Origin of the sequence: Plantactinospora sp. BB1 (assembly GCF_003030385.1) — a bacterium.
In the GTDB taxonomy this organism is placed as follows: Bacteria; Actinomycetota; Actinomycetes; order Mycobacteriales; family Micromonosporaceae; genus Plantactinospora.
Window position 1 is genome coordinate 3,985,899 of the sequence record NZ_CP028159.1, and the last position, 14,038, is coordinate 3,999,936.

At 73.8% G+C, this 14,038-nt stretch carries 7 protein-coding genes; 4 read left to right on the forward strand and 3 right to left on the reverse strand.

Translation table 11 applies throughout. The features are described 5' to 3' along the window. The first annotated feature begins 72 nt into the window (after positions 1-72). Positions 73-2,859 carry a family 78 glycoside hydrolase catalytic domain gene (locus C6W10_RS17405; RefSeq protein ID WP_107258981.1) on the forward strand — a complete coding sequence of 929 codons (2,787 nt, stop codon included), beginning with the start codon at positions 73-75 and terminating at the stop codon, positions 2,857-2,859. A 103-nt stretch (positions 2,860-2,962) separates the two neighbouring features. Here the strand turns inward: C6W10_RS17405 and C6W10_RS17410 are convergent, their stop codons facing one another. Further along, positions 2,963-3,760, reverse strand: coding sequence for an aminoglycoside N(3)-acetyltransferase (locus C6W10_RS17410; protein WP_107258982.1), 798 nt, complete (start codon positions 3,758-3,760; stop codon positions 2,963-2,965). 125 nt (positions 3,761-3,885) lie between these two features. Between C6W10_RS17410 and C6W10_RS17415 the strand changes: the two genes are divergently transcribed. Beyond that, entirely contained in the window at positions 3,886-5,373 is a 1,488-nt protein-coding gene (locus C6W10_RS17415) for an MFS transporter (protein WP_107264037.1), read from the forward strand. A gap of 52 nt (positions 5,374-5,425) precedes the next feature. On the opposite strand, the gene C6W10_RS17420 is transcribed toward C6W10_RS17415, so the two are convergent. Continuing rightward, the gene (locus tag C6W10_RS17420; protein WP_107258983.1) at positions 5,426-6,493 is read right to left on the reverse strand and encodes a TetR/AcrR family transcriptional regulator; all 1,068 of its coding nucleotides are present in this window, start codon (positions 6,491-6,493) and stop codon (positions 5,426-5,428) included. Between the two features lie 122 nt (positions 6,494-6,615). Between C6W10_RS17420 and C6W10_RS17425 the strand changes: the two genes are divergently transcribed. Next, positions 6,616-7,809, forward strand: a complete 1,194-nt coding sequence (locus tag C6W10_RS17425; RefSeq protein ID WP_107258984.1) for a cytochrome P450 — start codon at positions 6,616-6,618, stop codon at positions 7,807-7,809. Positions 7,810-7,978: 169 nt separating this feature from the next. Then, the gene (locus tag C6W10_RS17430; protein WP_107258985.1) at positions 7,979-12,673 is read left to right on the forward strand and encodes an alpha-L-rhamnosidase; all 4,695 of its coding nucleotides are present in this window, start codon (positions 7,979-7,981) and stop codon (positions 12,671-12,673) included. A gap of 94 nt (positions 12,674-12,767) precedes the next feature. On the opposite strand, the gene C6W10_RS17435 is transcribed toward C6W10_RS17430, so the two are convergent. Then, positions 12,768-13,811: a LacI family DNA-binding transcriptional regulator gene (locus tag C6W10_RS17435; protein ID WP_234358958.1), complete on the reverse strand. Its 1,044-nt coding sequence runs from the start codon at positions 13,809-13,811 to the stop codon at positions 12,768-12,770. Positions 13,812-14,038: the final 227 nt, after the last annotated feature.

Consider the following 14,038-nt stretch of genomic DNA (forward strand, 5'->3'; position numbering starts at 1 on the left):
CCGGGCGCGCGGAGCCCCGAACCGTCCACAGCAGAACCCGCCCGCGGCAGAACCCCGAAAGAGGAGCGCCACATGTCACGACGCCGACGATCCGCCCGGCTGAGGACCGCCCTGGTCGTCACCGCCGTACTCGTGCCGGGGAGTGTGCTCGCCGCCGCCCCGCCGGCACTGGCGACCCGGGGGCACGCGCCGGGCACACCCACCGGCCTGACCGTCGACGACCGGGTACGCCCGCACAACGTCGAGGGCACGCCCCGGTTCGGCTGGCTGCCCCGGGACAACGACCCGGGCGAGACGCAGACCGCGTACCGGTTGACGGTCTCGACGGCCGGCGGCGACCTGCTCTGGGACTCCGGCAGGGTCCGCTCGGCGCAGCAGTCCTACGTGCCGTACGCCGGACCCGCGCTGGCGCCCGGCGCGGCGTACCGGTGGACGGTGCGGACCTGGGACCGGACCGGCCGCAGCTCGCCGGCCGGCAGCGGCAGCTTCGAGACCGGCATCTCCGACGACCAGTGGGAGGGGGCGAACTGGATCCGCCGGGTCACCGGGGACGCCGACGACTACACGCTGGCCCGGACCGAGGTGTCGATCGGGCGCAGCCGGGTGGTCCGGGCCCGCGCCTACACCGCCGCCGACCACACCTACGAGCTGTACCTGAACGGCCGGCGGGCCGACCGGGGCACCTCGTTCGGCTACCCCGGCGAGGACTACTACCAGGCCGCCGACGTCACCGACCTGGTCAGGGCGGGCAAGCCGCTCGCGGTCGGGCTCCGCTACCACTGGTACGGCAGCGGCCAGGGCCGCCCCGCCGGGGCTCCCGGGGTGCTGCTGAAGCTGGTCGTCGAGCACGCCGACGGTACCCGGCGGGTGATCGTCACCGACGGGTCGTGGCGGGTGGCCCGGGACGGGCTCTTCCCGGCCGGCTCCGCCCGGCGCAACGGCGAGGGGGACCGGATCGAGCGGCAGGACGCCCGCGCCGAGATCGTCGGCTGGACCGCACCCGGTTACGACGACTCCGCCGCGCCCTGGGCGCCGGCCGTGGTCGTCGGGGCGCACCCGACGGCGGAGTACCCGCACCTGATCGGCCAGGAGACCCGGCTCGCCGAGCGGACCGTCCGGCCGGTCGCGCTGACCACCGCCGCCGACGGCACGGTGGTCGCGGACTTCGGCGTGGTCGTCCCGGCCCGCCCGGCGGTACGGTTCGACGCCGGGGTCGCCGGCCGGACCGTGCCGATCCGGGCCGGCTACAACCTGAACCCCGACACCGGCCGGGTCGAGACCTCCACCCTGCTCTCCCAGGGCACCGACATGAGCTTCCCCTACGTGCAGAAGGACGGGAAGCAGGAGTTCCGGGCCTTCACCCACCTCGGCTTCCGCTATCTGGAGATCCCGGACGCGGGCGAGCGGATCGACCGGGACGACGTCTCGGCGGTGCTGGTGCACACCGACACCCCGGCCGGTCGGGAGGCGAGCTTCCGCAGCTCCGACCGGACCCTGAACGAGGTGTGGGAGATGCTGAAGCGCTCGGCGATCTATTCGGTGCAGGAGGCGTTCGTCGACACGCCGACCCGGGAGAAGGGGCAGTTCCTCGGCGACGCGGCCGACATCTCGTACGCCACCATGGGCGCCTTCGGCGAGCGGGACGCCACCCAGCAGGCGATCCGGGAGTTCCTGCACTCCGCCACGCGCTTCTGGAACAGCGGCGACGACCTGGGGCGCTACAACGCGGTCTATCCGAACGGGGACGGCAAGCGGGACATCCCCGACTACTCGCTGATGTTCGTCGACTGGGTCTGGCGCTACTACACCGAGACCGGTGACGCGGGACTGCTCGCCGAGGCGTACCCGGCGATCCGGAACACCGCCGACTACGTGCTCCGGCACATCCCGGCCGACGGGCCGACCGCCGGCCTGGTCACCCGGCTCTCCGGCGGCAGCGGGGCCTACCAGTACGGCATCGTCGACTGGCCCGAGCCGGGGCGGTTCGGCTACGACATGAGCGCCGCCGCCCGGACCACCATCAACGCCCAGGGCGTGGACGTGCTGCGTACGGTCGCGCAGGCGGCCGAGGCGCTGGGCCGGCCGGCCGGGGAGGCGGCCGGTTACCAGGCCCGGGCCGACGCGCTGGTCGAGACGATGAACGCCAAGCTGCGCCGCTCCGACGGGGTCTACGTCGACGGCCTCGCCGCCACCGGTGAGCAGAGCACGCACGCCGGCCAGCACAGCACCTCGTACGCGATCGCGCACGGGGTGGCGCCGGAGGCGGACCGGCCGGCGCTGGCCGGGTACCTGGCGTCGCTGGGCATGAAGCAGGGGCCGATGACGGCACACTGGCTGCTCGCCGCGCTCGGCGAGGCGGGCCGGGCGGACGCCGTACTCGACCTGCTGACCAACCCGGACGACCTCGGCTGGGCGAACATCCTCGCCCAGGGCGGCACCTTCACCTGGGAGGCGTGGACCCTCGACCCGGGAACCAACTTCAGCCAGTCGCACGGCTGGGGTGCCCAGGCCGTGGTCGACGTCCAGGAGACCCTGCTCGGGGTGCGTACCGCGACTCCCGGCGCCGGCCGGGTCGACATCGTGCCCCCGGCGACCGGTCTCGGGTACGCCAGCGGCACGGTGCACACCCAGCGCGGGCCCGTGAGCGTGGACTGGCGACGTACCGGTGCCGGGCTGCGGGTCGAGTTGGACGTGCCGGTCAACGTGACCGCCCGGGTCGCGCTGCCGGTGCTGCCGGGCCGGTCCTACCGGGCGGCCGGGCCGAGCCGGGCGACCTTCGTCGGGGTCTCCGACGGCCGGGCCGTCTTCGAGGTCGGCTCCGGCCGCTCCGTCTTCCAGCCGGCCGGCCGCTCGCACTGACGTCGTCCGCCGCCGTGGCCCGGCCGACCCGGGCGGGCCACGGCGGTGCCACCAACCGGAGGTCCGGCCGACGGGCCGAGATCCGGTGGGTCCGATCTCCGGATCATGGCGTCCCGGGCCGGTGGGTGGCGAGCCACCCGGTGGCGAAGTCGACCAGGTGACGCTGCGGGATCAGCCGCGCGGTGGCGCTGCCGACCGCACCGACGCGCGCGGCGCCGGTCGCCTCGTAGTCCGCCCCGAGCCGGGTGAAGTCACTCTCGTCGGTGACCACGTCGATCCAGCTGGTCCAGCGGCTGCTTCCGTCGGCCTGCCGGACGGAGGAGCCGGTGGCGCCGCGCGGCGGCGACGGCTGCCGGTACTCCGCCAGATGCAGTGACGTGTTCGACTCGTGCCCGCAGCCCAGCAGCAGCACCCTGCCGTCGAGCCGGTGGACGGCGCCGAGCGGGGAGTTCTCGCCGAGCGCGTCGTCGAGTCGGTGGTCCCGCACGATCTCCGGCGCCCGGGCGCCCAGCGCGGCGAAGGAGACCTGCGGGTGGTGGCTGCGCAGCGCCCCGGGCCAGGTGCGGACCGCCTCGGCGACCACGCCCATCCACCGGCTCGGGGTGCGGGCCGGATCGAAGCCGGGGGTCTGGTCACGGATCGTCCGCCACCAGGTCTCCGGTACGGGCGGGTGCCGCCAGCCGGCCGGATCGGTGTTGTCGGGCGTGTGGGTCGGTACGACGAGAGTGCCGGCACTGCCGAGCACGTCCAGCAGCGCCTGGACGATCGCCTGGGTGCCTCCGGCGACGAATCCGATGCTCCGCCTCGCGCAGTGCAGCAGCACCACGTCGCCCGCGCTCAGACCGAGCGCACGCAGGTCCGCCGCGAGGGAGCCGGTGGTGTGCGGGGCTGCCTGGTCCACCCGGCCGAGCCTAGGGGGCCGGGCCCCGGATCGACCACGTGTGCTCGGCACCCCGTCCGGGACGTTCGGCCCGGGTTCGGAAACGCCTCGACATCAACCTTGATTGAGGTCATAGGGTCATGGGCATGAGCGTGATCCGGGGGGATCGGAAGACCTTCTACCAGCTACTGGTCAACACCCTGTTGGTGTCGGTCATCAACTTCACCGCGTGGTTCGCGATCACCTTCTACGTCTACCTCCAGACGCGGTCGGTCTTCGCCACCGGCGTGGTCTCGGGGATCTTCCTGGTGCTGACGGCGCTGACCGGCATCTGGTTCGGCAGCCTCGTGGATCACCACTCCAAGAAGACGATGATGCAGGCGTCGGCGCTGGTGTCGCTGGTGCTCTACGCGCTGGCCTTCGCCGTCTACCAGGCGACGCCGAAGGAGTCGTTCGCCGACCCGGCCAGCGTTCCACTGTGGGTGATGATCGTACTGCTGATGTTCGGGGTAATCGCGGGGAACATCCGGACGATCGCGTTGCCGACCCTGGTGACGGTGCTCATCGAGGAGGAGACCCGGGACCGGGCCAACGGGCTGGTCGGCACGGTCTCCGGGGTCACCTTCCTGGTGACGTCGGTGATCAGCGGCATCCTCGTGGCGATCGGCGGGATGTTCTGGGTGCTGGTCCTGGCCCTGGCGGTGCTGGCGGTCGCGCTGGTGCACCTGGCCCTCGTGCCGGTACCGCACCGCCCGGCGGCACCGGCCGGCACCGTCGCACCGGCGCCGCCGGTCGAGCCGCCGCTCGCCAGCACCGCACCGCCGGGCGCCACCACCAGTGCGGCGCCGGTCGCCACCGCCGCGCCACCGCCGGCCGAGCCGCCGGTCGCGGAGAAGCGCAGGGTGGACCTGCGCGGCACCATCCGGGTGGTCGGCGAGGTGCCGGGGCTGACCGCGCTGATCCTCTTCTCGGCGTTCAACAACTTCCTCGGCGGCGTCTTCATGGCGCTGATGGACGCGTACGGGCTGTCGCTGGTGTCGGTGCAGACCTGGGGACTGCTCTGGGGGCTGTTGAGCACCGGCTTCATCGTCGGCGGGCTGCTCATCGCGCGTACCGGGCTGAGCCGCAACCCCGTCCGGCTGCTGCTCCTGGTCAACCTGCTGCTCTGGACGGTCACCCTGCTCTTCCCGCTCCGCGCGTCGATCGTCCTGCTCACCGTCGGGCTCTACGTCTACATGCTGGTCGTGCCCTACGCCGAGGCCGCCGAGCAGACGGTGTTGCAGAAGGTGGTGCCGTACGAGCGGCAGGGCCGGGTTTTCGGCTTCGCGCAGAGCGTCGAGCAGGCCGCCTCGCCGCTGACCGCGTTCCTGATCGCACCGGTCGCGCAGTTCGTCTTCATCCCGTTCATGACCGACGGGGCGGGTGCCCGGACGATCGGCGGCTGGTTCGGCACCGGCGCCGACCGTGGACTCGCCCTGGTCTTCGTGCTGACCGGGATCGTCGGGCTGATCGCGACCGGGCTGGCGCTGCGCAGCCGGCCGTACCGGCGACTGAGCCGGCGGTTCATGACCGGGTCGGCGGCCGGGACGGAGCCGAACGAGCCGGAGCTGAGCCGCTCCGCCGCCACCCCGTAGCGGGCGCCGCCCGCCGGTCGGTGCGATCCGGCCGGCGATTCGTTCTGCGCCGTCAGCCGGCGGCCACGGCGTGGCAGGCGCCGTAGCCGTCGGCGCGGGCGACGATCCGGCCGGCTTCGACGCGTACCGCGCTCTCGGTGGCGTCGCTGCAGGCCGCCACGCCGGCCGCGGCGGCGAGCGCGCCCGTCTCGTCGTGCACGAGCTGGAGCCGGGGGCGGGCCGCCGCCGGGACCGCCGCGCGGAGACAGCCGCGCAGCTCGGTCACGGTGAGCCGGGCCAGCGGGCCCAGCTCACCGGGGTTGCCGGTGACCAGCACGACGGTCACCTCGGCATCGGCCGGGGCGGCGCGACGGGCCTCCTCGACGGCGGTCAGCCGGTGCAGCCCGAGGACCGCCACCACGCCGTCCCCGGTCAGCCGGGCCGGCTCGTCGCGCAGCGCGTCGATCGCGGCCGGCGGGTTCCACGGCTGGTCGACGGGACGGGCCGGGGAGACGTACGGCAGGTGCGGCGGCCCCCACTCGTCGTCGAGGTCCAGTTCGGCGAGCTGTTCGCAGGCACGGACGACGGTGAACGGCTCGCCGAAGCCGGGCGCGGCGGCGGCGAGCTGGCCGGCGCCGTGCAGGGTGGTCAACGCGGTCTCCGCGACCCGGACCATCCGGGCCGGAGCCCGCCCGGACCCGAGCCGCTCCAGGGCCAGGCCGAGCACGATCGCGCTCAGCCCGGTCAGTTGGGCGAACGGCAGGCTGGTCCGTTCGTCGGCGAGGATCTCGGGGACGAGGTCGCGGCCGAGCCGGGACGCGCTGTGCCGGTCCTCGGTGGCCAGGGGGAGCCGGGCCAGCCAGGCCCGGGCGAAGTCGGCCAGCGCCGCGCCGGCCGTCCGGGCCGTCGGCCGGTACTCCGGCTCGTCCGCCGCCTCGGCCGCCTCGGCCAGTACGGCGAAGTAGAGCGCCCGCTTGCTGGGGAAGTTGGAGTAGACGGCGCCCCGGGTCAGGTCGGCCCGCTCGGCGATCTGATCGATCTTGGCGTCCCGGAAGCCGCGCTCGGTGAACTCGTCGCGCGCGGCGGCCAGCACCTTGGCGCGGTTGTGTTCCTGCATCTCGATCCTGTTGCGCCGGACCATCGTCCCCTCGTCTGTTCCGCACGGTCGCTCCACGGCCGTTGCCCGTCGAGCGTCAGTAGGATACCGTCGCCATCCGAATGACGTGAACATCTGACGTGAACATCTGAATCGAGGAGCGTGGCATGGCGGAGATCCCGGAGATCAAACTTGCCGACCCGGCGACCCTGGCCGACCCGTTCGGGGCGTACGGCCGAGTCCGCGAACTCGGCCCGCTCGCCCGGCTGGTCACGCCCGGCTTCGGCACCATCTGGGCGGTCACCCGGTACGCGGAGACGAAGGCGCTGCTCACCGATCCCCGGTTCGAGCTGAACGCCTCCACCTACCAGCGACTCGACGTCCCGGAGCACTGCCGGAAGTACCTGCGGACCATGCAGGAGATGGAGGGGGACGAGCACGCCCGGCTGCGCCGGCTGGTCTCACCCGCCTTCACCGCGCGCCGGGCCGCCGAGTTCCGGCCGAGGATCGTCGCCATCGTCGAGAAGCTCCTCGACGAACTGGCCGACCGGACCGACGACGGCGTCGTCGACCTGCTCGCCGGCTTCGCCGGGCCGCTGCCGATGGACGTGATCTGTGAACTGGTCGGCATCCCCGAGGCCGCCCGGCAGAGCTGGCGCGAGTACGGCGCCGCGATCGCCGCCGGGCACGGGCCGGCGTTCGTCGCCGCCGTACCGGCGATCATGCGGGACGCCGCGAACGCCGTCGTCGGGCGTACCGGCGGGTCCGGCGTCGACCTGCTCGCCGAGCTGGTCGGCGTGCACGCCGAGGACTCCGACCGGCTCAGCGAGACCGAGCTGGTCACCCTGGTCTGGCATCTCGTACTGGCCGGACAGACCCCGACCAACGCGCTGGCCAACGCCGTCGAGGCGCTGTTCCGGCACCCCGACCAGCTCGCGGCGCTGCGCGCAGACGAGGGGCTGCTGCCCGGCGCGGTCGAGGAGCTGACCCGCTGGTGCGGCCCGCAGCTGCTGAGCCTGCCCCGCTACGCCCGGGAGGACGTCGAGATCGCCGGTGTGCCGATCGGCAAGGGCGAGCCGGTCAGCGCCGCGCTGGCCGGCGCCAACCGGGATCCCCGGGTGTTCGCCGATCCGGACCGGCTCGACCTGCGCCGCCCCGTCGGCGGACCCGCGCACCTCGGGTACGGGTACGGACCGCACTTCTGCCTGGGTGCGGCACTGGCCCGGGTGCAGCTCGAGGTCGCGCTCGGCGCCCTGCTCCGCCGGTTCCCGGAACTCGCACCGGTGCAGGGTGGGGCATGCCGGGTACCCGATCCCGGAACCTGGCGGCTGACCGAGCTGCGGGTGGCGCTGCGCCCCTAGCCCGATCCGTCCTCGCCCCCGTCCGGCCGGTGTGTCGGCGGTGCCGGCGGAGGCTGGCCGGATGTGGCCACCGCCAGCCATTGAGTCCGGGCGGGGCGGCTGGTCAGGATCGTCTCAGTGTCCGTCCACTGAGACGCGTCACCAGCCGTACGGAAGTGGGGAGTCGGCGATGTTGCTCACCAGGTTGCCCCGGTCGGGACTTTCGGCGGCGCTGGCGCTGCTGCTGGCACTGCCGCTGGCGGCGGTCGCCGGGCCGGCACCCGCCGCCGCGAGGACCTCGGGCCCGGCGGTGACGGTGGCCGGGCTGACCACCGAGCGGGCGACGAACCCGATCGGGCTGGACACCGAACGACCCCGGCTGGGCTGGACGATCGACTCCACCCGGCGCGGGGTGCTCCAGCACTCCTACCAGGTCCGGGTGGCGAGTAGCCCGAGCCGGCTCGGCCGGCCGGACGTCTGGGACAGCGGCCGGGTCACCTCCCGGAACAGCACCCTCGTCCCGTACGCCGGCCCGGCGCCGAAGCCGCGCACCCGGTACGCCTGGCAGGTGCGGATCTGGGACGAGACCGGCCGCGTCTCCGGCTGGAGCGAGCCGGCGTACTGGGAGACCGGGGTCGGCGGGCCGGACGGCTGGCAGGGCGACTGGATCGGGCTGGCACCGCCGACCGAGTCCTGGGTGGACTACACGGTGCAGACCACCGTCCGGGTGGAACGGGACGCGGCCGGGATCTTCCTCCGGGCCAGCGGGGCGGGCAACGCCTACATGTGGCAGTTCTCCACCACCAACGGGAGCGCCACGTTGCGCCCGCACGTCCGGGTGAACGGGGCGTGGACGGTGCTCAAGGAGGTGCCGCTGGCTGCGGTCGTACCCCCGGAGAAGCTGACCGCGCCGCACACGCTGCGGATCTCCGCGGCGGGTGACACCTTCACCACCTGGGTCGACGGGGTCCAGGTCGACGTCACCCGGCACGCCGCGCACCGCTCCGGCTCGGTCGGGCTGCGCACCTCCACCCAGGAGTCGGCGGTCTTCGCCGACTTCTCGGTGACCGACGGCGACCGGACCCTCTACGCCGCACCGCTGACCGACGGCGAGAACCCGTTCGGCGCCGGTACCCCGACCGCCGACGGGCTGCGGGTCAGCGGCGACACCGAGACGATGCTCGCCGCGTTGGACGCGAACCCGCTGCTGCGGCGCGGCTTCCGGGTGGCCGGCGAGGTGACCCGGGCCCGGGTCTACGCCAGCGGGCTCGGCGTCTACCAGCTCTCGCTCAACGGCGAACGGGTCGGCGACCACGAGCTGGCCCCCGGCTGGACCGACTACGCCAAGCGGGTGCAATACCAGAGCTACGACGTGACCGGGCAGCTCCGGCCCGGCGACAACGCGTTCGGGGCGATGCTCGGCGACGGCTGGTACTCCGGCAGCATCGCCTGGTTCGGCACCGACAACTACGGTCCCCGGCCGCTGCTCAGCGCCGCCCTGGTGATCGACTACGCGGACGGCCGCACCGAGACGGTCCGCACCGACGGCTCCTGGCGGGCCACCCCGGGACCGTTCCTGCTGACCGACCTGATCCACGGCGAGACCTACGACGCCCGGCGGCTGCCGGCCGGCTGGGACCGGCCCGGCTTCGACGACTCCGGCTGGTCGGCGGCGACGGTCGGCGGCGACGGCGGGGCGACCGCCCGGCTGGTGGCCCAGGTCGACCCGCCGGTCCGGGTGACCCAGGAACTGAAGGCGACGGCGCTGACCCAGCCCACCCCGGGAACCTGGATCTTCGACCTCGGGCAGAACATGGTGGGCAAGGTCCGGCTGAAGGTGGCCGGCCCGGCGGGTACGACGGTACGGATCCGGCACGCCGAGGTGCTCAACCCGGACGGTACGGCGTACACCGCGAACCTGCGTACGGCCAGGGCCACCGACCTCTACCGGCTGCGCGGCGGCGGCCCGGAGGTGTACGAGCCGACCTTCACCTTCCACGGCTTCCGCTACGTCGAGCTGACCGGCTTCCCCGGCACCCCCGACCTGGGCACCGTCACCGGTCTGGTGATGCACACCGACGGCGAGCTGACCAGCACCTTCGCCACCTCGAACCCGATGGTGAACCAGTTGCACAGCAACATCACCTGGGGACAGCGCGGCAACTTCCTCTCCATCCCGACCGACACCCCGGCCCGGGACGAGCGGCTCGGCTGGACCGGCGACATCAACGTCTTCGCCGAGACCGCGACGTTCAACATGGAGAGCCTGACCTTCCTGACCAAGTGGCTGGCGGACCTGCGGGACGCGCAGTCGGGCAACGGCGCCTATCCGGATGTCGCGCCGAGGGCCTGCTGCGGCGACGGCGCCACCGGCTGGGCCGACGCCGGCATCACCGTCCCGCACGCGCTCTGGCAGCGCTACGGCGACACCCGGGTGATCGAGGAGCACTACGACTCGATGGTCCGCTACGCGGCCTGGCTGGAGAGCACCAGCTCGGGACACCGGCGGACCAACGCCGGCCCGTACCTGGACTGGCTGAACCTGGACGACCCGACCCCGGCCGGGGTGATCGGCACCGCGTACTACGCGTACAGCATCCGGCTGCTCGGCGAGATGGCCGGGGCGATCGGCCGGACCGCCGACGCGGAACGCTACGCCGCGCTCTCGGCCCGGATCGCCGAGGCGTTCACCACGGCGTACGTCGCCGCCGACGGCACCGTGCAGGGCGACAGCCAGACCGGGTACGTGCTGGCGATCGGGATGGACCTGCTCCCCGACGCGCTGCGCGGCAGGGCCGCCGACCGGCTGGTCGCCAACCTGGAACGGCACGACTGGCACCTGGCGACCGGCTTCCTCGGCACCCCGGACCTGTTGCCGGCGCTGGCCGACACCGGACACCTCGACGTGGCGTACCGGCTGCTGCTCAACGACACCTACCCGTCCTGGGGCTACGAGATCGGCAAGGGTGCCACCACGATCTGGGAACGGTGGAACTCGATCATGCCGGACGGCAGCTTCGGCGACGTCTCGATGAACTCCTTCAACCACTACGCCTACGGCGCGGTCGGGGACTGGATGTACCGCACGGTCGCCGGCATCCAGCCGGACCCGGCGCATCCGGGCTACGCGCACCTGACCATCGCGCCGCGCCCCGGCGGGGACATCCGGTCGGCGAAGGCGTCGTACCGGTCGATCCGTGGAACCGTCGGCACCGACTGGCGACTGGACGACCGGGGACAGCTCCGGCTGGCGGTCACGGTGCCGGGCAACACCACCGCCACGGTACGCATCCCGGCGGCGAGCCGGCACGCGGTCACCGAGGGCGGCCGGCCGGCGGAGCGGGCCGACGGGGTACGGTTCGTCCGGCTCGACGGCGGCGACGCGGTCTTCGAGGTCGGCTCCGGCAGGTACGCCTTCGCCGTCGACCGGGTGCTCGGCGACCTCGGCGAGGCGGCCGACGCGGTCACCGAGGCGGCAACCGTCGCCGACCAGGTCGCCGGTGGGCTGCACTGGCCGCTCGCGATCGGGTTGCGGCTCCGGCTCGCCCGGCTGACCGTCGACGCGGCGGCCGCCCGGCTGGCGTACCGGCTCGGCGAGGGTGACGCCCGGGTCACCGGCGCCGCCGTGCACCGGGCGCTGGCCACCGGCTCCGATCTGGACCGCTGGCTGGAGACCCAGGTGCGGGCCGGGCGGATGCCGAGGGCGGTCGCGGACCGGTTCGCCGCCCCGCTGACCCGGCTCGACCAGCGGCTCTCCGCCGCCTCGTCGGCCCTGATCGGCGCGGTGGCCCGACTCGACCTGCCGGTCGGCGAGGTGCTGCCCGGTGGCGTGCTCCGGGCGGCGGTGCTGGTGCAGAACGGCGGGACGGAAACCGTCACCGGACTGGTGTCCACGGTGGACGCGGGTGCCGGCGTGACGGTCCGCCCGGTGGGCAGCCGGCCGGGCAGCGTCGCGCCGGGCCGGACGGTGCGGCACGAGTACGAGCTGCGTATTCCGCCCGGCCAACCCGTCGGTACCCTGCCGCTGACCGCTTCGGCCGGCTACCGCTACCGGTCCGGCACCGCGACGCTGCCGCTGGCGGGTTCGCTGCCGGTGGCGCCGGCCGTCACCGTCGTCTCGACCACCGCCGAGCCGGCCTCGGTGGCGCCGGGCGGCACCGCCACCCTGCACACCGTGCTCCGCAACCGGTCCACGGTGCCGGTGCGGGGCGAGTTGACCGGCAGCGCACCGGACGGCTGGCGGATCGAGCCCGGCAGCCGGCCGTTCGCGCTGGCCCCGGGCGCCGAGGTCACCCTGGAGGGCACCGTCACCGCGCCGCTGGCGACGACCGAGGGCGCGGTCGGGATCACCGTCGCCACCGGGCCGACCGAGGCGGAACGCCGCAGGGTCGACCTGCCGGTCCGGTTCGACAACCCGCCGGGTACGGCGCTGGACCACGTCGACCTCGGCGCGACCGCCTCCGAGCAGGCGCACCGGCTGCTCGCCTCGGAACACTCCGGCACCAGTGTGGAGGCCGGACTGACCCGCCGCTACACCAACGTCACCCATCCGGGCGGCTGGTTCGAGTTCGACCTCGCCGTCCCGGCGGGCCGGCCGTTCCTGCTCCGGGTCGTCGAGACGTACGACAGCGCGCAGTCGAAGGACTACGACGTACTTGTCGACGGGGCGCGGGTGCACGCGCGGGCGTACCAGCGTACGGCCGGCGGGGCTGGCACGGTGAGCTACCAGTTCGTGGTGGACCGGCCGGAGTCGACGGCCGACGGGACGGTCCGGGTGCGCTTCCAGGACACCGGCGAGGGTTACGACCCGTCCATCGCCGACGTCTGGTCGGTGCCGCTGCCGGCCGCTCCGGCTCCACCGCCGGCCTCCCCGGCCGGCCGCTGACGCCTGGCCCGGTCGCTCCTGCGGGCCGGTTCTCGGCGACGGCGGCGACCGGGACGGCAAGGCGGCGGAGGACCGGGTGGCCCGCTCGGGCCGGCTACCCGGTGGGCTGGCCGGCGGGGCGGCGGCGGCTGGATTCCCGGACGACGAGTTCCGGCTCGAAGACGACCTGCTGGTGCCGGTGTCCGGCCGGCTCGTTGACCTCGCCGAGCAGCAGTTCGGCGGCGGTCTGGCCGAGCCGCTGCCGGGGCTGGCGCACCGAGGTGAGCGGCACGGCCGCCGCGGCGGCGAAGTCGATGTCGTCGTAGCCGACCAGGGCGACGTCCTCGGGTACCCGGATCCGCTGCCGGGTCAGCTCCTGGAGCACACCGAGCGCCACCAGGTCGTTGGCGCAGAAGACGGCGGTGGCCCGGCTCTCCCGGGGCGCGCCGAGCAGCCGGGCGGCGGCGTCCCGGCCGGCGGCCACGGTCATCGCCGGGGTGTCGAGCCGGGGCAGGTCGCTCTCGCCCAGCCCGGCCCCGGCCATCGCCTGCACCGCGCCGGCGTGCCGGTCGCGTACCTGTTCCAGCCGGGACGCGCCGACGAAGGCGATCCGCCGGTGCCCCGCCTCCAGCAGGTGACGTACCGCCAGTTCGCCGCCGAGCCGGTCGTCCACCGAGACCGAGCAGAGGTCGGCGTGCCGGGAGCGCCGGTCGAGCAGTACGACGTGGATGCCCCGGTCGCGCAGCCGGAGCAGCCGGGCGCTGGCGTCGTCGACCGGGGTGATGAGTACGCCCTGCACCCGCTGCTCCTTGAGCAGGTCCAGGTAGGCGTCCTCCCTGGCCTGGTCACCGTCGCTGTTGCAGAAGATCACCGCCATGCCGGCGGTGCCGGTGGTGTCCTCGACGCCCTTGGCGAGGTCGGTGAAGAACGGGTTGGCCACGTCCAGCACGACGAGGCCGAGGGTGCGGCTGCGGCCCCGCCGCAGTTGCCGGGCGGCGTGGTTCGGCACGAAGCCGAGTTCCTCGATCGCGGCGAGGACCCGGGCCCGGGTGGCGCTCGAAACCAGGTCGGGCTGGTTGAGCACGTTGGAGACGGTGCCCATCGAGACTCCCGCGTGACTGGCGACGTCGCGGATGCTCACCACGGAGGTCTCCCGCACGCTCTCCTCCTCCGCGTCGGCCGGCAACTGAATCGTGTCAAGGATGCCTGGCGGCCCCGGCGGCGGGGGGTACCTGACCGGATGTGGCCAGCGCGGCGGCGGTTGTCGATGCCGAGGGGCCAGGCGTTGGCGATGATCATGGCATCAGCCCTGCCCAGGGTGGGGATCGACGGTGAGGAAAGGGCTTACCTACGAGTAACGATTCGGTAACCGCCTCGAAATGCTTG